The organism is Mycobacterium sp. NGS34 (assembly GCF_059812845.1).
The window spans coordinates 25,777-46,275 of sequence record NZ_JCALDM010000022.1; the positions used below are offsets into that span (position 1 = coordinate 25,777).

The 20,499-nt window shown below is 65.6% G+C and carries 18 protein-coding genes and 5 pseudogenes; 10 read left to right on the top strand and 13 right to left on the bottom strand.

Going from position 1 to position 20,499, the window contains the following annotated elements:
* Window positions 1-29: 29 nt before the first annotated feature.
* Both AC5Y7V_RS29430 and AC5Y7V_RS29435 read right to left on the bottom strand, forming a co-directional pair.
* On the bottom strand, window positions 30-1,280 hold the full coding sequence (locus tag AC5Y7V_RS29430; RefSeq protein ID WP_499883559.1) for a PPE family protein: 1,251 nt from the start codon (window positions 1,278-1,280) through the stop codon (window positions 30-32).
* Window positions 1,281-1,627: 347 nt separating this feature from the next.
* On the bottom strand, window positions 1,628-2,203 hold the full coding sequence (locus AC5Y7V_RS29435; protein WP_499883536.1) for a DUF2752 domain-containing protein: 576 nt from the start codon (window positions 2,201-2,203) through the stop codon (window positions 1,628-1,630).
* A 137-nt stretch (window positions 2,204-2,340) separates the two neighbouring features.
* Between AC5Y7V_RS29435 and cmtR the strand changes: the two genes are divergently transcribed.
* Window positions 2,341-2,700: a Cd(II)/Pb(II)-sensing metalloregulatory transcriptional regulator CmtR gene (gene cmtR, locus AC5Y7V_RS29440; RefSeq protein WP_499883537.1), complete on the top strand. Its 360-nt coding sequence runs from the start codon at window positions 2,341-2,343 to the stop codon at window positions 2,698-2,700.
* Window positions 2,697-3,411, top strand: a pseudogene (locus AC5Y7V_RS29445) (cation efflux transmembrane domain-containing protein). The gene cmtR and the pseudogene AC5Y7V_RS29445 overlap by 4 nt, the downstream one beginning before the upstream one ends.
* A 184-nt stretch (window positions 3,412-3,595) precedes the next feature.
* Here AC5Y7V_RS29445 and AC5Y7V_RS29450 read toward each other — a convergent pair.
* From AC5Y7V_RS29450 to AC5Y7V_RS29460, 3 genes are all read right to left on the bottom strand, one after another.
* Entirely contained in the window at window positions 3,596-4,858 is a 1,263-nt protein-coding gene (locus AC5Y7V_RS29450; RefSeq protein WP_499883538.1) for a L,D-transpeptidase, read from the bottom strand.
* Window positions 4,859-5,166: 308 nt separating this feature from the next.
* Window positions 5,167-6,144: a M56 family metallopeptidase gene (locus AC5Y7V_RS29455; protein ID WP_499883539.1), complete on the bottom strand. Its 978-nt coding sequence runs from the start codon at window positions 6,142-6,144 to the stop codon at window positions 5,167-5,169.
* A gap of 511 nt (window positions 6,145-6,655) precedes the next feature.
* Window positions 6,656-8,134, bottom strand: a complete 1,479-nt coding sequence (locus tag AC5Y7V_RS29460) for an ISNCY family transposase (protein ID WP_499883540.1) — start codon at window positions 8,132-8,134, stop codon at window positions 6,656-6,658.
* Window positions 8,135-8,340: 206 nt separating this feature from the next.
* Between AC5Y7V_RS29460 and AC5Y7V_RS29465 the strand changes: the two genes are divergently transcribed.
* Together AC5Y7V_RS29465 and AC5Y7V_RS29470 are read left to right on the top strand one after the other, a co-directional pair.
* Window positions 8,341-8,499: a hypothetical protein gene (locus AC5Y7V_RS29465; RefSeq protein ID WP_499883541.1), complete on the top strand. Its 159-nt coding sequence runs from the start codon at window positions 8,341-8,343 to the stop codon at window positions 8,497-8,499.
* A gap of 433 nt (window positions 8,500-8,932) precedes the next feature.
* Window positions 8,933-9,550, top strand: coding sequence for a hypothetical protein (locus tag AC5Y7V_RS29470; RefSeq protein WP_499883542.1), 618 nt, complete (start codon window positions 8,933-8,935; stop codon window positions 9,548-9,550).
* 550 nt (window positions 9,551-10,100) lie between these two features.
* On the opposite strand, the gene AC5Y7V_RS29475 is transcribed toward AC5Y7V_RS29470, so the two are convergent.
* Window positions 10,101-11,042, bottom strand: a complete 942-nt coding sequence (locus AC5Y7V_RS29475) for a DUF732 domain-containing protein (RefSeq protein WP_499883543.1) — start codon at window positions 11,040-11,042, stop codon at window positions 10,101-10,103.
* 720 nt (window positions 11,043-11,762) lie between these two features.
* Complete coding sequence (locus tag AC5Y7V_RS29480) at window positions 11,763-12,128, bottom strand: alpha/beta fold hydrolase (protein ID WP_499883544.1); 366 nt, start codon at window positions 12,126-12,128, stop codon at window positions 11,763-11,765.
* A gap of 288 nt (window positions 12,129-12,416) precedes the next feature.
* On the opposite strand from AC5Y7V_RS29480, the gene AC5Y7V_RS29485 reads away from it, so the two are divergent.
* A complete protein-coding gene (locus tag AC5Y7V_RS29485) occupies window positions 12,417-12,620 on the top strand; it encodes a hypothetical protein (protein ID WP_499883545.1) in 204 nt (67 codons plus the stop codon).
* Between the two features lie 74 nt (window positions 12,621-12,694).
* Window positions 12,695-13,271, top strand: a pseudogene (locus tag AC5Y7V_RS29490) (hypothetical protein).
* A gap of 93 nt (window positions 13,272-13,364) precedes the next feature.
* Here AC5Y7V_RS29490 and AC5Y7V_RS29495 read toward each other — a convergent pair.
* Complete coding sequence (locus AC5Y7V_RS29495; protein ID WP_499883546.1) at window positions 13,365-13,745, bottom strand: BlaI/MecI/CopY family transcriptional regulator; 381 nt, start codon at window positions 13,743-13,745, stop codon at window positions 13,365-13,367.
* Window positions 13,746-13,927: 182 nt separating this feature from the next.
* Entirely contained in the window at window positions 13,928-14,563 is a 636-nt protein-coding gene (locus tag AC5Y7V_RS29500; RefSeq protein WP_499883547.1) for a class I SAM-dependent methyltransferase, read from the bottom strand.
* Window positions 14,564-14,946: 383 nt separating this feature from the next.
* On the opposite strand from AC5Y7V_RS29500, the gene AC5Y7V_RS29505 reads away from it, so the two are divergent.
* A complete protein-coding gene (locus AC5Y7V_RS29505) occupies window positions 14,947-15,195 on the top strand; it encodes a hypothetical protein (RefSeq protein WP_499883548.1) in 249 nt (82 codons plus the stop codon).
* A gap of 151 nt (window positions 15,196-15,346) precedes the next feature.
* Here AC5Y7V_RS29505 and AC5Y7V_RS29510 read toward each other — a convergent pair whose 3' ends face one another.
* Complete coding sequence (locus AC5Y7V_RS29510; RefSeq protein ID WP_499883549.1) at window positions 15,347-15,646, bottom strand: hypothetical protein; 300 nt, start codon at window positions 15,644-15,646, stop codon at window positions 15,347-15,349.
* 340 nt (window positions 15,647-15,986) lie between these two features.
* On the opposite strand from AC5Y7V_RS29510, the gene AC5Y7V_RS29515 reads away from it, so the two are divergent.
* The 3 genes and pseudogenes from AC5Y7V_RS29515 to AC5Y7V_RS29525 all read left to right on the top strand — a co-directional run bounded on the left by AC5Y7V_RS29515 (window position 15,987) and on the right by AC5Y7V_RS29525 (window position 17,606).
* Window positions 15,987-16,340 carry a recombinase family protein gene (locus AC5Y7V_RS29515; protein WP_499883550.1) on the top strand — a complete coding sequence of 118 codons (354 nt, stop codon included), beginning with the start codon at window positions 15,987-15,989 and terminating at the stop codon, window positions 16,338-16,340.
* Between the two features lie 104 nt (window positions 16,341-16,444).
* Window positions 16,445-16,710 (top strand): annotated as a pseudogene (locus AC5Y7V_RS29520) (SHOCT domain-containing protein).
* 224 nt (window positions 16,711-16,934) lie between these two features.
* A complete protein-coding gene (locus AC5Y7V_RS29525) occupies window positions 16,935-17,606 on the top strand; it encodes an NHL repeat-containing protein (protein ID WP_499883551.1) in 672 nt (223 codons plus the stop codon).
* A gap of 332 nt (window positions 17,607-17,938) precedes the next feature.
* On the opposite strand, the pseudogene AC5Y7V_RS29530 reads toward AC5Y7V_RS29525, so the two are convergent.
* From AC5Y7V_RS29530 to AC5Y7V_RS29540, 3 genes and pseudogenes are all read right to left on the bottom strand, one after another.
* Window positions 17,939-18,274 (bottom strand): annotated as a pseudogene (locus AC5Y7V_RS29530) (DDE-type integrase/transposase/recombinase); the annotation flags it as partial.
* A 107-nt stretch (window positions 18,275-18,381) separates the two neighbouring features.
* Window positions 18,382-18,819: a DUF732 domain-containing protein gene (locus AC5Y7V_RS29535; protein ID WP_499883560.1), complete on the bottom strand. Its 438-nt coding sequence runs from the start codon at window positions 18,817-18,819 to the stop codon at window positions 18,382-18,384.
* 214 nt (window positions 18,820-19,033) lie between these two features.
* Window positions 19,034-20,289, bottom strand: a pseudogene (locus AC5Y7V_RS29540) (MFS transporter).
* Between the last annotated feature and the right edge of the window lie 210 nt (window positions 20,290-20,499).

Genomic DNA, 20,499 nt, shown 5'->3' on the forward strand with positions numbered 1-20,499 from the left:
CGTGCGGGGCGATGTCGCGCTCGCGGTGCTCATTCGCCGGCCTCGTGGATCACGAAAATGTTGGCTGTGGTGGCCTCTGCGACCTGAGCGGCGCCCCCGATGCCCGCGGACCGGGCAGCGGCCCCGCCGGTTCCGGCCATGGCCCGTCCGGCCAGGCCGGACAGCACCATACTGCCGAACATGCTTCCCTGACCATCCGCTGCAAGCGCCGCCGGAGCAGCACTCAGAAGACTTTCAGGCACCATGGCGGCGAGGGCCTTGATCTTGGGGGCTGCCGACGCCCAGCCTTGCGGCACGGACAAGCCTCCGACCAGGCCCGCACGGCCCATGCCGGCCACCACTGGTGCGCTCGCTCCCGGAGCGCTCAGTACCGGTGTGCCCACCATGCGCAGACCCGGCCCGCCCCCCGCGAGTGCCCCACCGCTCGTAGATTGCACTTTGCTAAGCGCGTTCCCGTAGTTGTATCCGGCCTGCGGAGTCAGGTAGTAGTACCAGCCGAACAAGTAGGTGGAGCCCACCGGGGCATACAGCGAGAACGGAGAATACGTCCCGGTTGTAAAAGCTGACAAAACCGATGTCAGCGTTGAGGCCGATGGAGGATCAGCCGCCGCCGCAGCGGTGGGCGCTGCGGGCGTTGCGAGGCCCCGCAGAAACTGTGGCACCACGGACATCAGTCGCGGCAGGTGCGTCGCCTCAACGCCGGCCGCCGTGCTAGTGGCTTGGGTAACCGCGGAAGCCTGTGCGGTCGTCCCGGCCGGGTTCGTGGTCTGCGGCGCCGGGGTGAACGGCATCACCTGGGCCGCCGCCGCCGAGGAGCCAGCATAGCCGTACATGGCAGCGGCATCCTGCGCCCACATTTCGATATATTCGGCCTGGGTCGCCATGATCGCCGGGGTGTTTTGCCCGAAGAAATTCGTCGCGATCAGCGCCAGCAACCGCGCACGGTTGGCCGTGACCGCCGCCGGCGGCACCGTCGCCGCGAACGCAATCTCAAATGCGGCGGCCGCCGCCCTAGCCTGGATAGCGGTCTGCTCGGCCTGCACGGCGGTCCCATTCATCCATGCCGCATATGGCGCGGCCGCAGCCGTCATCGACGCCGACGCCGGACCCCGCCACCCCGCCGTCAGCCCCGAGACCAGCGAAGAGTAGCTCGCCGCCGTGGCGTGCAGCTGCGCGGCCACGTCGTCCCAGGCCGCTGCCGCGGCGAGTAGTGGCCCCGCTCCAGGACCTGTATACATGCGAGTCGAGTTGATCTCCGGCGGTAAGAGCCCGAAATCGATTGCCACGCAATACCTCCTACCTAAACCGCCGCATGTTCGCGGTCTCGGTGAGCCGTCGCGGACGGTCGATCCGCCACAAGTCGGGTCAACGGCTTCGTCATGTCCTTCCAGGACCAAGCCTTCCCGGAATGACCTCACATACACTGAGAGTTTGCGTACTAAAACCTGACGAAAGGCTGTCAACACCGTCGGGTGTGTCTGCTACACTCGTTGCTGCAAGCCCGACAGCGGATCGACGAAACAGCCTGCGTCTCTACCCTTTCCGATGCCGTCGACTAACCGTGCAACTACACTCTGCGCAACATGAGCCGCCGCCTCCTTGGGTCCACCGAACCCGATGTCGGCGGCTACCCCACCCACCCCGATTTCCGTCGCCTGCACCGCGGCCATCCGAGCGCCGGTTGCCCCGATTCAGCATGATGGCGGCCCCACGTTCCAGCAGACCGTGGGGCGGGCCGAGCTGCCCGGCGACGGTGGACAACAACCGTTGCCGCGCGCCTGTCACGCCCCGCCCCACGGCTGCAGCAACAACGCCCGTGCAGCTGCTGATTCACGTCGAGGGCGACAAGCGTCACCACCGCCACCGGAATGAGCAATCGCGCTGGCATGTGCACGTCCAGCCAGCGACGGCTCGACCAGCCGATCGCGGCCCGGAGCGCGAGCGCGACGGCGGCGAGGACAAGCATGGGGCCGGCTGGGTTGTAGCGCACCGCGTCGCGAAGATGGCCGCGCAGCGTCCGGTACACCGATCGGGTGCCGCCGCAGAACGGGTCCATCACACCGAGGTAATGCAGCGGGCCATGGATGTCGAGATGTGGCATGCCCAATACCGCCAATAGCAGCCCACCCAGCAAGCCGCACAACGCGATCCGCGTCCAAAGCGGATGCGCGTCATGCCGCCGCACTAGCGCGGCCGGCCTCATGGTCGACCGGGCGTGAATCGAATCGGCACCATGCCTCCCTATAACCGCAGAACACCGATCGTAGGCCGATTGCCCAGAGGGGGTCGACCAACGGTGGCGCCTGCAGTTATATCAGCCAACACTGTACTGTTCTATGAATGCTGACGTATAAGGTGCGGGAGGCGGCGCTTGCCCGGCTTGGCCGGGCGCTGGCCGACCCCACCCGGTGCCGGATCTTGATTGCCCTGCTCGATGGGGCAAGCTACCCCGGTCAGCTGGCCTCCGAGTTGGGGCTCACGCGGTCCAACGTGTCCAATCATTTGGGGTGTCTGAGGGGCTGTGGCCTGGTGGTGGCGACGTATCAGGGCCGCCAGGTGCGCTACGCGCTGGCCGACGTGCAGCTAGCCCGGGCGCTGCGCGAGCTGGTGGAGCTCGTGCTCGCGGTGGATCCCGATCAGTCGTGCGTCGATGACGGCCGGCCGGGCGCCGCGACGATTCCGGCGGGGCTGCGGTCATGAGCGAGGACGGCGGCCGTCGACTCCCCCTGTCGTTCACCACCCCGTCGAGCGAGCAGCCCGCGAGCCCCGACGAGTGCTGCGCGTCCGCACCCGCAGCCGTCATCGATCACGTTGGTCAGCGACGTCGGACCGTGCTGACGCGACGGGTGCGGCTGCTGGTCGCGGCGACGATCGGCTACAACATCATCGAGGCGATCATCGCGCTCGCGGCCGGCGCGGTGGCCTCGTCGACCGCGCTGATCGGTTTCGGGCTCGATTCGGTCATCGAGGTAGCCTCGGCCGCCGCCGTGGCGTGGCAGTTCTCCGGCGAAGACCCCGAGGCGCGGGAACGGCACGCGCTGAAGGTGATTGCGCTGTCCTTCTTCGCATTGGCCGCCTACGTCACCGCCGAATCGGTGCGCTCGCTGCTCGGCGGGGACACCGCCGGGCACTCCCCCGCCGGGATCGTGCTCGCCGCAGTCTCGTTGGTGGTGATGCCGGTCCTGTCATATGCGCAGCGTCGCGCGGGGCGCGAGCTGGGATCGGCCAGTGCCGTCGCGGATTCCAAGCAAACCCTGCTGTGCACTTAACCTGTCCGGCGTCTTGCTCGTCGGGCTACTGCTCAACTCGCTGCTCGGATGGTCCTGGGCCGACCCGGTCATGGCCCTGGTCATCGCCGTGGTCGCGGTCAGGGAAGGCCGCGATGCCTGGCGCGGCCAGCGCTGCTGCTGATCCGATGTCGGCCGCGCGTCGCATCACCCCCACCCGGGGCTGATCTGCTCCAGGAAGTGGCCGGGCACCAGTCGGGAGCGCCCCCGAGCGTCGAGCACATTATTCGGGCTCGGTTGCTGGGGCACGTCATTCGCCGCGACGGAGCGGGCCCGACGTTTGTTGCGGCAGCAGCCAAGGCGCGAGGTCAGGGCAGCGCGCTGCCCCTTAGCCACTGCTGCCAGGGCATTGTCCAGTCGCCGTTTTGCCACAGTTGGAGCGCCTCGCCGCCGGTGTTGCGGACCTCGACGATGTCGCCGAGTTGGGAGAATTCGTAGAACCATTGGGCGTTTTCGCGGTTGAGGTTCAGACAGCCGTGGGTCACGTTGGTATTGCCCTGCGCCCAGACGGTGGCATCGAGCTCGTGCAGGTACACCCCGTCGGTGCTGATCCGGGTGGCGTACTTGATGGTTTCGCGATAACCCAGCCGGGAGTTGATCGGTAGCCCGAAGGTGGAGGAGTCCATGATCACCGGATTGGCCTTGTCCATCACGGTGTAGGTACCGCGCTGAGTCCAAAACGAGATAGCCCGCCCGCCAATGGTTTCGCTACCACCCATTCCCATAGACGTCGGCATCGTTCGCACCAGCACGCCGTTGTTGTACACGCTGACCTGTTTGGTCTGATCGTCGGCGATCGATACGTGGGCATCTCCGATCCGAAACGTCACACGGCTATCTTCTTGACCGTAAAGGCCATTGCCCAAAGGGATTCCGTAGACATTGGCCGCCGCGGTGACCACGGTGCCCGGGGCAAAGTACTGCTGGGGTCGCCAGTGCGCATTCTGGTCATCAATCCAATACCACGATCCCGGCACGGGCGGCGATGTGGTGATCGACAGCCGGCGTTCGGCGGCGGCGCGGTCGGGGATCGGTTCGTCGAAGTGCGCGACCACCACGGTGCCAATTCCGTACGTGTCGCTGTCGTGCAATGGGGTTGCGGCGGTGGTTGTCAGGTAGACCTTGGTCTGATTGTGCGGGGTCAGCGTCGTGAATCTCGACACCTGCCTGGCGATGCTGCCATCGGTGCCGGTGGCGGTGATCGTCAGGGTGTAGGTGCGGCCGTAGCCTAGCGCGACGTCAGGCTTCCACGCGGTGTTGTCGGGCGTCATGATCCCCGCGATGCGGGTGCCGTCTTCGTTGGACATCGCCACCTCGGTCAGAGTCCCGGTTGTCGCGGTCACCAGCACCTCCCCGAGCGGGTCGACGTCGCTGGCTTCGGGCGGCGGGGTCACGGTGATCCTCGCTGCCACCGGCGATGGCGCGCGGACCGGTGACGGTGGGGCGGCGTGGGCGGGTGGACACCGGCGCGTGCACTCCCTCTGTGAGCTCACCACCAACGTTCCAGACGCGCCGATCAACACGAGCACCGCGCCCAGTACGGTTGCCGCTACATGCCGGCGCCTGCGCAAAGGCCCCTCCTCGAGTCGATTTCGGTGCCGGATCCACGGCTCGCTCGCACGCCCGCTCAGCGCTGATGGGGGAACGGACGATGTTGGGCTTGCCGTTGTGAATGATCTGTTGTTCGACACGGCGCTCACCTTTCCTACGCAGGGCCGGCGGCGTATGCCCACAGCTTACCTACGATGTCCGTACGTAGATAGTAACCGTGTTAGGGGGCGCAGCTACGTGGCGCTCTGATCGGCCACCTCACGTGCCACCAGACGATGCTTACGGACACCGGCGCGAAGCGGCCGCTGCGCCGCCGCACGCCGCGAGATCAGCCCGCAGCAATAGCCTGCCCAAAAGCCCCCATCGGGTTGCACAGCCCATATCCGATCGCGACGTGCACCCCGACGACCAGTGGCACCAACACCACCAGCAACGTCATGGCGCCGAGCATCAGCCGCGTGCGCCATCCCGCCACGGTGGGTGTGGCCAATCGCTGCGCGCGGGCCAGCACATCGGTACCGGTCGCCGCGGCCGCACAGCTGGGAATGGGCGCCTGTACGGACAGGGCCAGAAGCGCGCCGAGCACGGTGTCGGGGCCGTGCCGGCGCGCGGCCGCGTCGTCAGCCGCCATTTCGGTAAGCCCGGCGAATTCGCGTGCGCCGATGGCGAACAGTGCAACGCGTGGCAGGGTCGCGGCCAAACCGCGCGTCAGGGCCAGCATCAGGTGGTGGCGCCCGCTGAGGTGGGCACGCTCGTGCGCCAGCACCGCATCGAGGCAGCCCTCGTCGAGCGCGTCGAGCGCGGCGCTGGTGACCACGATGGTGTCGGGGCGCCCGGCCACCGAATAGGCGAGCCGTTCGGGGGCATCGACCACGACGGCGTCCAGCCCGGCAACGCGGCGCCCGATGATGCGGGCGTCGGCGGCGTGGCGGTGGCTTAGTGCGCGTGCGCGCCGCATCGATCGAGTCAGGCGCCACCCCAGAATCGCCAGGGCGCTGGTGGCCGCCGCGGTCAGCGCGAACAGCGCTGCCTGCAGCAGCGGCCCGGAACCACCGACGGCGATCTGGCGCATCGCCGCGAAACACGTGCTCGCTAGCCGTCCTGGCTGCTCCGGGTTTTGCGCCACCGCGACCACCAGGAAGCCGACCGCGACCAGCCAGGATGCCAGCACGCTGACGATCGCGGTCAGCCATGCGGCAATCGCCAGCCATGGTGCCGCGCCCGACCGGGTCAGGCGCACCAGTAGCCCGGGCACGATCACCGCGACCGCAAAGCTATACAGCAACAGGCAAACCGCAACGCCCACTGACGCCTCCCTAGCACGCGGCTGCAACGCTGCATTCAGGGTAACCGACATCGCTGCGCCCAGGTCGGCCCGCGAACCCGCCCGGGCGGCTTCTCCGTTTCGGTTCAGGACAACGGGCGCCCACGGCCTGCGATCTCCTCTAACCCGCAACCACCGGGTCTGGTCATCACGCGCCGTCGAACGGCGCCCGACACTGCGCGTGCGACGGCGCAACAGTGGTCTACTGTGTCGGTACGTAGACCGTAGATGTTGGTGGGTGGACTGCGGCCGCCTCACAGAGAAGACATGCAGTCGGTGCTGCTGGCACTCGCGGCCCTGGCCTGTCCTGTCGGGATCGGGCTGATGATGTGGCTAGCGATGCGCGGGCACCGCCAGAGCACGACGCCGACTGCGGGGTGCAACGAGTCAACAGCTCGACCAGTGCGCGCGGAAATCGAGACGCCCAAAGCCCAACGGTCGGCGGCGCATCGGTCGGACGGGCAATGATGTCGACTTAGCTTAGCTAGCTTAGCTACTTCGACCCGAAAAAGGGTTGATGGTTAGTGCTGCTTGATGGCGGTGCTGGTCGTAATGATCGTGCCGGTGGTGGGATGGGTGTCATGCGGCCAGGGCGCTGATTTTGACCAGGTTGTGGGCGAAGACTCCGTGTCCGCACCAGATGCGTGCACCGGCCAGGGTGGTCAGTTCGGTTGCGGTTCCATCCGTAGCTGCGTTTGAGGTGGTTGATCCGGCCTTCGCATCCGGTCCGCCATTTGATCTTGGCCCGGAACGCTTTTCGATGTTCGAACTCCCGCCGGGCGGCGCCTGGCTTACTGGCTCGAGGAATGGCCACGCGGCGCACCCCGAGATGGTGCAGATCGGCTTCAACCGCGGCGTATCCGTAGCCTCGGTCGGCGGTTACCGCAGTCGGAGCGCGCCCGGTCCGATCGGTGATGCGGGCGATCGCCGGCGCCAGTTGAGGTGCGTCGGCCGGGTTTCCGACGTGCACGCTGTGGTCGAGGATGATCCCGTCGGTGTTGTCGACGACCTGGGCTTTGTAGCCGAATTCCACCGGTTTGCCGAGCCGGCCCTTACGGATCGGGCGGGCATCGACGTCGTGAAAGCTCACGATCCGGCCCGCCGAATCCGGCATCACCCCAGCCAGCCGGCTACGAGTCTGTGCGATCACCTGTCCGGTGCGCACCAGCAGGGTGGCCAGGTCGTTGATCGCCCGGTGCAGGCGACCGCGGCGCCGGCCCGTCGCGGTGCGTAGACCTCTGCGTGCGTTGCGCAAGACCGCCTCGGCGTCGGCCATTGCCGCTTCGGCGACGTCGGTCAACTGGCCGGTGATCCGCAGCACCGCGGCTTGGCTCTCTTCGCGGGCCGCCGCACCTCGTAGCCGCAGTTTGGCCGCGATCGCGCGAGCCCGCTGCCCCGCCGACCGACTGCGATCACGCACCCGGGTGCGAACGGCCCCACCGGCGGCCTGAATCCGCTTGACCGTGCCGGCGATGCCGCCGACGGCCTTGGCCAACAACCCCGAGTCGGTCGGGTACGCCACCGCTGCTTCGACCACCGTGGTGTCGGCGCGAACTTTGTCGGTGCGGATCAGTTTCGCCGCGGCGGACTTGCTCAGCAGGGCCTCGTTGAGTCCGGCGACGGCGGCCTCACCGCAGCGGCTGGTCAGCTTCGTCAACGTCGTCGGGTGCGGCACCCGCGTCCCGAACGGGATGCGGCAGAACCGTTGCCAGGAAATCGAATCGCCTACTTCGCGGCACAGCGATTCGAAGCCCAGCCGATAGCGGAACTTCAAGAACATCAGCCGCAGGTAGGTTTCCATCGGTACCGACGGCCGCCCGATCCGCGGATCGAAGTACGGCGTGAACGGGATAAAGAACGCCGGGTCATCCAGTAGCGCATCCACCCGCGCCAACTCGGCAGGCAACACCAACACCTCCGCAGGCAGGATTGCATCCCACAGCGACAACTGGTCGTTTACAGTTTTGAGCACGATGGCCTCGATCCCTTCTTGCCCAAGGGTTCGAGGCCATCATCGCGTCAGACAACCACCAGTTCAGGCACCGCCACGCCCCGACTTTTTCAGGTCGAAGTAGCTAGCGGCGGCGGCGGTCGCGCCGGTCTCGATCACCTTGACCTATTTCATCTGTGCCAGGCCCGACCTGCCAGGCCGCCGAGGCGGCGACGTTGAGTCACATAGTGAGAACCAGACCGTCGATCGCCCACCTGGCCGGCCTGCGCGACGAGCTGCGAGCGCTGCGGGAGGCTGACCATGGGTTCGCCGACGGCCGTGCGCACGGTACCCACCCGCCACCACTGGACAAGCCTGACCACCCCACAAAGTCGCGCACCGAATGAATTCCACCGATCTGGCCGATTCCGACTCACCGCTTCTGACTGCCCTGTTGGGACCCCGGCGCATCAGCGGTCGCTTATCGGCGCCCTCCCCCACACCCCAGGGCCCACACCCGGCGGGGCCCGTACCGGTCACCAACGCCGCCGAATCATGCTCTACTATCTACGTACACAGATAGTAGTATCGGCCCGCCGGGAGGTCGGTTGCCAAACGCCGTCACGGGCATGAGCAGGCACGGCACCCCGGTCCCCGCGCGGGGGGCCACCTCGTAAAACGAGAGTATGGCCGACAACCACGGCCCGCGACATGGAGGCTCACAAATGATCGAAAAGCAAGCCAGGCTCTGAGTCAAACGATGCGGCCAGGCGGCCGGGGTCTGGCATCGGCGCACGGAGGGCTACCACGAGGGCCCGCGCCGGGCGCGGTCGAGGATGGGTGTGGATCGTCCCAGCAGGAATCGTTGCGCAGATCGCCGTCTCAGTCATCGCGAAATCGGTTCGTCCTCAACATGATCAAGCAGTTCCTCCCCAGCCGAGTAACCCACCAGCCACCACTGCGTTCAGCCGCAACACATTTCCGGCGTGGAGCCCACCTCCAACCGATGCAGCGGCCGCGATGCGCGCAGCCGGGCTGCCGATGCTCAGCCACCAGGGCACCGTCGAACACATTCATGCCCACCTCGACGCGCGCGTCAACGGGCAATCCGTTGAGGTCCCAGCGATGATCGGCATCGATCGTCGGGGAATCAGCCCCGTGCACACGCACGACTCGACAGGGGTGATTCCTATCGAATCGCAAATCAAGCAAACGTTCACCCTCGGCGAGTTCGTCACAGAATGGGACGTCAGCCTGTCCACCGGCAGCATCGGCGGGCTGCAGTCGGGTAACGGAAAAACGCTGCGGGCCTTCGTCAATGGCAAATCCCATCATCGGCAACGCTGCCGCGCTGCCCATCAACGCGCACGACGAAATCGTCTTGATCTACGGCACCGCCCAACCCGCAGAACCCATACCAGCCCACTACGACCTAGCGCCGGGACTGTAGCGTCGTGACATTTCATTGCTCTTGGCGCGGGGCTCTTCTGCACCCACCCAATCCGCCGACTAGACCTCATCACTAGCCAAGCCAGGCCTGCGAGGTCTTTTAGGAAGACCGAGGCATCCGGTACCCGCTCGCCACGCCGGACGAAATGCGGGCCGCGCGGTGGAGATCGTGCAGGGTACGTGACGTGGGCCAGCAGGAGGGTGACCTCCCATCAACAACAGCGTCGAGCGGGGACACCGAGACAGATTGAAGCCCTTGTGTTATTCGCTGGTCTCATGAACGGCCAATGAGACGGCAGACCGGCTGAGTCCTGCAATTGGCGCGCCGCGTGACCCGATCTCACCGCGCGCGGCGACCTTGATGGGCGCTCTTCGGGCGTGGCAGAAGCGGTACAGCCACCGGTGGCGGTGTTGCCGGCCCGGCGCCGGTTGATTCTGTGCCGGGACCAGACGACCCGATACGCCGGGTCGGCGCGCGCCGCGCGACGCGATCAGCGGAAGGCTTTGCCGGCAGGCCGACAACGAGGAGACGCCGAACAGCGACGGCTCGGTTCCTGTCTCACGGTGCGAGCCTGACCAAGCCCGGCGGCATGGGCTCCGCCGGACCGTTACTGCCGTTGCCATCGCCGCGGCCGATACCGCCATCGCCGCCACCGTTGCCGCCGCCGCCAGGCGGAGGCGCAGCAGGAGGCTCCGCCTGTTGCGGTGGAGGCGGGGGCTGTTTTGGTGGAGGCGGGGGCTGTTCTGGTCGAGGCGGTGCCGCGATCGGCCGGGGTGGCGTCTGGATCTGCGCCGCCGGCGGCGGTGGTGGCGGAATCTGCGGCGGGTTCGGGGTGCTCTCCCCCGAGGGAACCGCTCCGATCAGCGAGGCAAGCACTGTGCCATGCGCGTCACCGTGCGACCCGTCGTCCCCGTAGCGGCCCACCACGAAAACGCCGCCGTCCATCAAGTGTGGCAGCCGCACCGCTCCCCGGCCCGTCGATTCCTGCCAACCAGCCGGCATGGTGATCATGTCCAACGCCGGCGGCGGCTCCCACAGGTCGCTTCCGCCGCCGACCGCGTTGTGCAGGTACGCGGCGACACGGTGCATCGGCTTATGCGATCCCGGCACGGGATTAGCCATGATGGAAGCTATCTTGCTTTGATCGTTCGGGCAGTAGGCCTTCACTGACGCAGTGATGAATCGGGTAATGGTGGTCGTGATTCGGCGGGCGGGGAATTGCGCATCGCCCGGGTCTGTGAACGATTTGTTCCTCATGTCGTCCACCACGGCGTCCACCGTCATGCCGCCATCGAGCTTGCGACAAATCCTATGGGCTGTGTCGATGAGGCTTGGCACGTTCTGAATGGCGGGGATTTCTTCTTGATCGAGCAGTGCCAGAAACCGCTCGTCCTGGTTTGGGTCGGCCACCGCTGTGCCACCGCGTAGAATTGCGCCGCCGCTGAGCACCACGATGGCGGCAATCAGGGCGCCGGCGTGGCTGGTGATGTTGGTGAACATGGCATGAGTTTCCGTTCCGCTAGTGTCAGCACCTGACGAGCGGTGGATATACGTGGATCGACATCAACGCCATACCCAACGCTGGCCAGCAGCTGCATTGCGCCTCAGCGCCGTCTAACTCCATACGCTCAGTATTTGCTTTGCGCTGCGTGAGCACCTAGGGCCATAGGGCCCCACACCGGATGACAACGAGCACCCGCGTCGAGACGGGTGCAGATGTCTACAAACAGACATGGCAACTTTTTACTCGCTCGCGGTCTATCCTCAGTGAGGATGCCGGTTTTTACTCGCTCGCGGTCTATCCTCAGTGAGGATGCCGGCGATGTCGGCAGCGTGGGCGATGGGCGCACAACGGCTTGCCCGCGACCGTATGCACCACGAAGGGATTGTCGGGTGTGAGTGCGTTGCCTTCGTTGATCATTCGGTCCGTACGTCGATCGGAATGACCTCATCGTTGCTGGTGCGGATTAGGTCTTCAGAACCCAGCCCCAGCAATCTCGAGTTGCTTGAAACTTCGGCAACGAAGATCTGCACAGGCTCGTCGGGTCGAGTCGCATAGGAAAGCCACCGAGAAACTTGGCGGGATCGATTTCGGCGGCCAGCAGACGGTGCTGAATTGCGAGCACGTCGAGGTCGCCGGTGTGGGGATTGGTTCGCGCAGCACCCATTTGGCCGGGATGGCCCAAGAATGCCCGTTGCCGGGCTTGGCCTAGGGAGCAGTCAGCGGGTGGATCGGCATACGAGAGCACCCTGGCCGAGTCGATGCAGCAGTAGACAGCTAAATAGACAATGCGTGGCAGAAGGTCCGGGTGTGGCGTTGGCCACCTGGGTCACCATCTTGCCACCCAAGCTGTGTCCGACCAAGACCACCGGGCGATACTCGGCGGCTGTTTCCACGACCCGCCGCATGTGATGGACGTAGTGATTCAGGCTCACACCGGCGACCGGACACGGCGCGGCGAGGTGCTGGTCGAGATCTTGACCAAGAATGCCACTCGGAAAGGCGGAGTCGAATCCGTGGCCCGGCAACTCCAACGGCAATGCTCGCCGGCCCGCAACACCAGTTCGCACACCAGCGGGTTCCACAGAAACGACGTGGCCCAGCGCCTGTCACTAGCACCGGGTGTGGCCTGCGCGCTTGGACCTCTCGAGTGTCGGACCCTGAAAAGGCCTCCTCCTCGACAGCATGGCGGAGTCGGGCGATCATGGTCGGCTGCGCGATCACAGATTGATGTGTTCACGCCATAGGTGCAATATTGGGGTGCCATTACGAGTCGGTGACGGCGAACCCCCGGCACTGCCTGGCCGCGTCGCACTAGGACCCGAACAAACACTCAGCAAGCGGTGGCGGGGATGACTGGGGTTGGTGTGGGCGTGTTGGTGAACGTGGCGGCGGTGGTGGCGTTTTTAGGTGTGATCATCGCCGCTGTGGTGCTCGGGGTTCGTGTCCGCGGTGAGGGGCGAAGCGATCCGCCGGCGTTCGGGCACAGCGGTTTTGCGCGGGCCGGGCATCTGGCAGCATCGCCACGTCCGCGAAACGATATCGGTGAGGATGATTTGTACCGTCGGCTGATGTAGGCGCGCGAGTTGTGGTGATCGCGCTGGGCGTTGACCGTGGACCAATGTTTGAGCTATCCGGGAGAGATCGTCACATGGGTAGGTTCACCCGGCGCGCGGCGCTGACGGCGCTGGGCGCCAGCGCGGTGGCCGGTCTGGGGTATGCGCTGCGCGGCGTGCTCGGGCCGCCGGTGCTGCGGATCCGGTTGACCGACGGCGGCACGATGGGCGCCAGCGCGGCCGACATGAGCGGCGTGTCATGGAGATGTTTCGCCGGCACACCGAGATCAGCCGCACCGTCGAAGAGATCCCCGGTGGGGTGCGTACCACCACCGAGTCCAACGCGCCGGATCTGACCGCCCAACTGCACGGCCACATGTCGAGCATGTACTCCCACCTTGACCACGGCGCAGAGGTCATGTGCATGAGCTCGAGCCTGCCCACGCTATTCCGCAACGCCGGCGGCTACCGTCGCCAGTTGACCTTGACGCCCAAAGGTGTCATCGCCGAGGAAACCCTCTGATGATCCCGCGTTGACCGACGCCATCCGTGCCCACGCCCGCGAGGTGAGCGGGTTCGTGCACCGACGGGATGCCCGCAATGATGCAAGGCATGATGGGCGGTTCCGGCGGCATGACGGGACCCGGCGGCATGATGCGACCACCACCGTAGCCGCCGGCGACCTCGAGGCCGCGTCGACAGAGTATCCCTGTAACCCAGCGGTTTTCGGCGCGCCGCAGGCAGTACCCGATAACCCTGGAATGCTTACTTGCGTCGGGTTCGTCTGGCCAGCCGCTGCAACGCCGCACGCAAACGCGCGGATTCCTCCGGGCTGATCTGTTCCAGAAAGTGACTGAGCACCAGTTCGGAGCGCCCCCCGGCGTCGAGCACCTCACGCATCAGCTGGGCACTGTGCTGCTCGCGGGTCAACGTCGGCCAGTACCGGTAGGCCTTGCCGTCACGTTCACGCGCCAGCCACCCCTTGGTGTGTAGGTTGTCCATCGTCGACATCACCGTGGTGTAGGCGATCTCGCGTTCGGCGGCTAGCTCGTCAAAAATCTCCCGGACCGTCGTCGTTTCGTCCCGGTCCCAGATGCGGTCCATCACTACCGCTTCCAACTCCCCGAACCCGCGAATCCGCCCCACTACGCCTCCGATTTGATTTCTGCACCACCACGCGCCGGACTTCGATCACGCCGCCCACGACGACGTACTGCCTATGTACATAGATCGTAGTTGGATGGCACCGTACACACAATTTGTCGCGGCATTCCGGTCGCAGTGCGTGTCATCTGCAGCCAGATGGCATCTGGCGAGACGATTCCAGGTCAGGCCCGGGCGCGTCCGAGGATGTGGGTGTGTTTTGGAAACAACCGCAGCGGCGCATAGGAAAACCGGTCGATCTGCTCGATCCCGAAACCGGCGGCCTCGAGCGCCGCGGCGGTATTCCGGTTGGGGTGACAACCGCCGCCCACGCGCGACCACAGCGGGGTAATCGCGTCCTGCAACATGCCGAACACCAGGTGGTCTGAGCGCACATGCTCAAAAAAGCGCAATTCGCCGCCGGGCTTGAGCACGCGCCGCATCTCGGCCAACGCGCCGCCAACATCGGACACCGAACACAGCACCAGCGACGCCACCGCCGCGTCGAAACTGGCGTCGTCGGCAGGAAGCGCGCTCGCATGGCCGGCTACCACCCGCACCCGCGCGCTTACCCGATCGGCGGCGGCCTCGGCCATCGTGCGCAATGTGTCGTCTGGCTCGACCGCCACCACCTCAGCGACCGTGTCGGGGTAATGGCCGAAATTCAGCCCGTTACCGGCTCCGATTTCGATCACCCGGCCCGCCAACCCGGCCAGCACCCGATCCCGGTGCTCGGAAGTTCCCCGTAGTTCCGACTCCGCGCTGATCTGCTCATACATCCGCGCAAAACGCGGATGCTGGAACCGCGATAGATCCGACATGAGTCCGACCCTCCCTTCCCTGTCTTGAACCGGGGTTCGTCGCACTTGGCTGCGGCCACGGCCTACGTCCGCCAGCTGATGTCCACCGGAGCCGGTTGCCGATCCCGCTCCACCGAACCTACTGTCTACGTACACAGATACGTAGTTTATGGGTCGCCCGGTATCCACTCTGTATAGTGCTATCCGTCGAAGCGCTCCATGGGAGATCGTCGTCACCGGTTCCACGCGAACGCTGCTCGCGCACCACGCAGGGGGAACCGGTGGCGCATCTTCAAGAGCTGGGCGCCGACGACGGTCGTCCTCGCGCTCGGCCAACAAGCGGACCTGTCCCTGCTGGCCGGCATGCCCGCCACGACGACCTTGTCATCGTCGACCCCACATTCATGACCAGCCATCCCAGCATCTTCGCCGGCGGCGACATGATTCCCGCCGACCGCACCATCACCGACGCCATCGGGCACGGCAAACAGGCGGCCCACCACATCGACACCTCGACGAATCCACCGTGCTGTTCGAAGCCCGCCGCTGCCTGTCCTGCGGCAACTGCTTCGAATGCGACAACTGCTACGGTGTATGCCCCCGACAACGCCGTCATCAAGCTCGGCCCCGGCAACCGCTACTACATCGACTAAAGCTGCACTCGCGTACACGGGGTGCAGACACACCGACCGCACCATCCAGGCGTGTCCGAAACAGTTGACTGTGCTCGATTTGTCTCCGTACCACTCGCATCGCAGCACTTGTCGCGACCAACGCTATACCCGCTTCCGCTGGCTAGTAGTGCTAGGGATGCATCGGGGTTGGTGACGTCGTAGGCGTTTGCTGAGGACCCATCGGGCCCCCGGGACCCATTCCGCCGGGTCCCATCATTCCGCCGGGTCCCATCATTCCGCCGGGTCCCATCATTCCGCCGGGTCCCATCATTCCGCCGGGTCCCATCATTCCGCCGGGTCCCATCATCGGGCAGGAGCCGTCTCGGCCGCCGTTGTAACCGTGGCGCCAGCCATAGTGGCCACCTGAGGACCAGCCCAAGAAGAGCCCCGAAAAGAAGATCGCCGCGACGACGAACACGACACCGGCCACGATGACAACCCATGCCGCGACTTGACCCAGACGACTATGCCCATCGGATCGGTTGTCGTACCGGGATTGCCCAGTCACGGTGGTCGGTTCGATCTTGGATTCAGGTGTTTCAGTCATAGTTCGAAAAGATGCCACGGTTATACTCGGCCCGGGTAGGGACTATTGGCCCTGGAAATCGGATACACGGGGGTGTCGACCAGTGATCAGAGCACTGCCGGCCAAATCGATGCCTTGACCGCGGCCGGTTGTCGGCGTGTGTGGACTGACATGGTTCCGGGGTCTGGGCAAGCTGCACCGGCCTTGACGAGCCGGCGGCTCGGCCGCAGCCTGTGACATTGCGGTGGTCACCCGGCCCGACCGGGTGGGCCGTTCCCTGCCGGAGTTCCTGGCACTCGTTGAGGATTTCACCCATGGCGGTCTGCGGTCGCAGGGCGAGCAGATCGACACCTCAAGTGCCGCAGGTAGATTGGTGCAGCATTCGAATGGCGCGCTGGCGGAGTCAGAGCGTGCGCTCATGCATGAGCGCACGACGGCAGGGCTAAGTAAGGTGGCTGCGCGACCGCGGGTCCGCGTCGACGGCGGCCGGCATGCGTCTAAGCAGCGCTCAACGCGCCCACGCGAAAACGGTGGCCGGCGACGGCACACCGGCGCGCGAAATCTCCCAGCTTCTGGGGTGGGACACTCCACGGTCTAACGGGGGCTCACCACCAAGCCCGGCGCATGACACCAGGACCAACGACCCTAGGAATCCATGCACGCGGCGCGCATCCTCACCGTGTCACTTAAGGATGGTTGCCCATGATGGACGGCTGGGACGGTTGGGGGTGGGGCGGCTGGATCCTCATGGCCGCGCCCATGGTGCTGTTTTGGGTTGCCGTCATCACGGCGATTATCCTGGGCATTCGCTACGTGTCAGCTGGCGGCAGCCACCGCAACTACACCGCTGAGCGGCCCGCCCCGACAGCCGAAGATGTGCTGACCGAACGCTTTGCCCGCGGCGAGATCGACGAGGACGAATTTCGGCCGGCGTATGACAGCTGCTTCGCGAACACCGCAAGCCATGATGGGCACCCAGCGGTGGCGGCCGATCCTACTCATCACAGACCGGCATCGCATTGACCGTGCGGCGCGACCAGCCCGCCAACCGCCGACGCCCGCCCCACCACCATCGTGGGTTCCCGCTCCTGCGGCTACCGCCGCCCCACCCGCGCAGCGCACCGGAAGGCTCTGGATCGCGCGTGCCGCGGCCGGAGTCATGCTCGTGGCCGGCGTCGTGGCATGCCAGCCCGTGTCTCACAAATCGACGCCATCGTCGCCCCCGCCTGGGTCGGCGTCGCCGCCTTCCCGACAGGTGGTGCTGCCGTTCATCGGCCACCCCACCGGTGTGGCAGTGGACACCGGCGGCACCGTCTATGTCACCGACCGCGGCAACAACCGGGTGCTGAAGCTGCCGGCCGGCTCAACCACACCGACCGAGCTGCCCTTCACCGGCCACCCCGAGGGTGTGGCGGTGGACAGCGCTCGCACCGTGTACGTCACCGACCACGCCAACAACCGGGTGCTGACGCTGGCGGCGGGGGCGAGCACCCCGACCCAGCCGCCGTTGACCGGCCTCAGCTACCCCACGGGTGTGGCGGTGGACAGCGCCGGCACCGTCTATGTCACCGACCACGCCAACAACCGGGTGCTGACGCTGGCGGCGGGCGCCAGCACCCCGACCCAGCTGCCGTTGACCGGCCTCAGCTACCCCACGGGTGTGGCGGTGGACAGCGCTCGCACCGTCTATGTCACCGACTTCTTCCACAACCGGGTGCTGACGCTGGCGGCGGGCGCCAGCACCGCGACCCAGCTGCCGTTCACCGGCCTCAGTGACCCCGCGGCCGTGGCGGTGGACAGGGCTCGCACCGTCTACATCACCGACTTCGGCAACGACCGAGTGCTGAAGCTGCCGCCCGGGTGATGGCACCCGGGCGGCAGTGTGCAGTTGGTATCCGAGCCCGCTGCGCGCACCGGCTACTCCGCTGATCGGTAACCGATCCGGCTGCCGACCATGTACCGCGGCAATGAAACCGGCCCGCCGATCACAGCCTCCGCCCAGCCACGACCGGGATCGGCGGGACGGGATCCTCACGCGGGCACCATAACCCGCCGCCAGAGTTTCCCTTGGTGAGGAGCACCCGGGTCGGCGACGCGTCCACTTGGCGCTCCGGTACGCGGTGCAGCCGTAGATATCCCTGTAGGGTCATAATGTTGTGCTCACGCTGGTTTGGCTGATCGGCATGCCGCGATGGCGATGTCCTTCTTGGTGCAAGTCTGGCGGATCAATACCTCAGCTAGCGCGGCACTTTCGCGACCGGCGACCATCCATCCGGCCACGTAGCGGGAGAAGATGTCCAAGATCACGTACAGGTAGTACCAACTCCACTTCGCCCGGCCGCGCAGCTTGCATATATCCCACGACCAGACCCGGTTCGGCTCGAACGCGACAAGCTCGGGTATTACCGTCGCTGGGTGGGTGGCCTGGTGGCGACGCTCCTTGCTCTCACCTGCTTGGCGCAGCAGCCGGTAGAAAGTCGAGATCGAGCCGAGGTAGCGGCCTGCATCGAGCAGCGTGGCCCACCCCTCGTGACCTAGGTACGCTATACCCCGATACGGCGAGCGACCTTTTAATGCACGAACGAAGCCCAACCTTGCCACTGGTAGATCCACTGGCGGTTGCGCATGCGCCCTCAGGTCTAGTGGGCATACTGCGGGCAATACACACGTATACTGAGGCCGGTAAAGTACCCGGCACGATTAGCGTCCAGCTTACTGTTTTTCCTCACTTCACGCGCAACCCCACGCGGCGTCCTGCCGTGATCAAGTTGTTCGCAGACGGCGTGAGCGGCGTTGAGCGCGCCTGTCGTTGACCCGAAGCTAATGCCCTGGGACCTCAGTGCTGCCAGGAACGCGTCATCGTTAGGGTCGGCATAAGCGGTCGGAGCTGACACTCCCAGAGCGGCAAGTAGCGCAACCGCCAGTCCAAGGCGGGTTGCCAATCGTGATAGCCCGTGGTTGGGCGAGCGTACCGGGGTGGCTATCACTTTGGGACCTCCCTTTGAGCAGAAGCGCCGAAGGGCTATGGATCTCCTGCGAGGACGGGCCGGGATGGCGCATCGTCGTTGGGTCTGCATCGCGCACTTGCCTTTTCGTTCGCCCAGAGTGCGATCATCGGGTTCCTTCCCCGAACTAGCTTGATCGGCCACTCCAGCTGGTCAGGTAATGAGAATGGCAACCAGCGTGCGCGACGCAGCTCTTTGGTGCCATATTGCAAATCCTGGGTGCTGTTTGCGGTGTCTTCGACGTCGCATCCATCAAGCGTTCCGCCTGACATTGCAAGTACTCGCATTATTGACCCCTTGGAATCGCGGTTTGAAGTTCGAGGTGATGACCACGATCGAGCCTGTGTAGTGCCAGCGCGGCGGTGATGCCAACCAGAACCAGTCCGCCCCAGACGAGTTCGCTGGCACCAACGTGTCGCGCGGCGCCCATGATCGAGCCGGTTGCCAAGTTGCCGATTAGGATTCCGACCCCGACGATGGTGTTGTAGAACCCGTAATGGGTCGCTACCAGCCGGCCCCCGGCCAGGGCAACCACGGTGTCCATCTCGAAAGGAAAGACTGCGGCCGCGCCCACGGCCAGCATGGCCGCCGACGCCAGGAGTGGCGGCGATCGCCGGAATGATTCCGAGGCGCTGACCGTCGGGAACCTGTGTTAGCGGCAAAAACGATGCCGCCAGGATGGCCATGCCGATGACCAGGCTTCGCCCGGAGCGCCAGCGTGCGGCGAACCAGGGGGTGATGCGCAGTTGGCCGACGATGGCCACGATCCCAGACACCATGAAGATCCCCGCTACCACCGCGGTCTGCGAGTGCGGCGCCAGCAGCGAGGCCTGCAGCGGCAGGGCCAGGTAGACCTGGAATGTCAACACATACGACCCGATCATCGCCGCGGCAAACAACAGAAAGGGCCGATTACCGGAGACGACACGCCAGTCATCGAGTATCGAGGTTTTCTCCGGCGGCGCATCGACCCGGTGCTGGGGCAACGCCAGTAGCTGCGCGACGGTGAGCACGGCGAACACCGCCGCCGCACCCGCTGCGGTGATCGGGAAGTCAAACACCATCAGCGCCAGCCCCACCAACGGGCCGAGCAAGATACCGGCCTGGTAGAAGATGTTGAACATGGCAAACGCGTCGACGCGGCGTTCCCCGGCCTCGGCTGCGAGGTAAGCACGCACCGCCGGATTGAACAACGCTCCCGCGAAACCCGTTGCCGCCGAAGCGACAAGGACAGCAGGCAGTGAGTGGGCGACCGCCAGCAACGCGAACCCGCCGGTGCGCAGCAGACAGCCGGCCACAATCAATGGCTTGTAGCCCAGCCGATCGGCCAGCGTTCCCGCCGACAACGAACATGCCCTGCTGGGAGAAGTTGCGCACACCCAGGACCAAACCGACCGCCCAGGCCGCCAAACCGAGCGGGCCCGCGAGATAGGCCGCCAGGTACGGCATCAGCATGTAAAAGCCGATGTTGATGCCGAACTGGTTGATCATCAGCATTCGGCTGGGCATGTCGAAGCTGCGGAACCGGGAAATAGGGGTCATCGCGTCACTGCGGCGGGGTCGACGACGGTCAACCACCGTGTCCATGACTGCTCCCACCATGTCATCGGAATGCGTGTTGACGGCTGGCTCATCGGGTGGAAGGTGATCGAGCAGCTCGGCGTAATCGGGTCGCCGGCAAGCGATAATCCGTGTATGCCACGACACGGCGACCGCAAACACGACACCACGCAACGGGCATCGGCCTGACCC

What these genes read in the sequence shown, in the direction of transcription:
- AC5Y7V_RS29435 (WP_499883536.1), bottom strand. Translation starts at nt 2,203, where the DNA reads ATGAGGCCGGCCGCGCTAGTGCGGCGGCATGACGCGCATCCGCTTTGG.
- cmtR (WP_499883537.1), top strand. Translation starts at nt 2,341, where the DNA reads ATGCTGACGTATAAGGTGCGGGAGGCGGCGCTTGCCCGGCTTGGCCGG.
- AC5Y7V_RS29475 (WP_499883543.1), bottom strand. Translation starts at nt 11,042, where the DNA reads ATGTTCACCAACATCACCAGCCACGCCGGCGCCCTGATTGCCGCCATC.
- AC5Y7V_RS29500 (WP_499883547.1), bottom strand. Translation starts at nt 14,563, where the DNA reads ATGTCGGATCTATCGCGGTTCCAGCATCCGCGTTTTGCGCGGATGTAT.
- AC5Y7V_RS29505 (WP_499883548.1), top strand. Translation starts at nt 14,947, where the DNA reads ATGACCAGCCATCCCAGCATCTTCGCCGGCGGCGACATGATTCCCGCC.
- AC5Y7V_RS29535 (WP_499883560.1), bottom strand. Translation starts at nt 18,819, where the DNA reads ATGCAGACCCAACGACGATGCGCCATCCCGGCCCGTCCTCGCAGGAGA.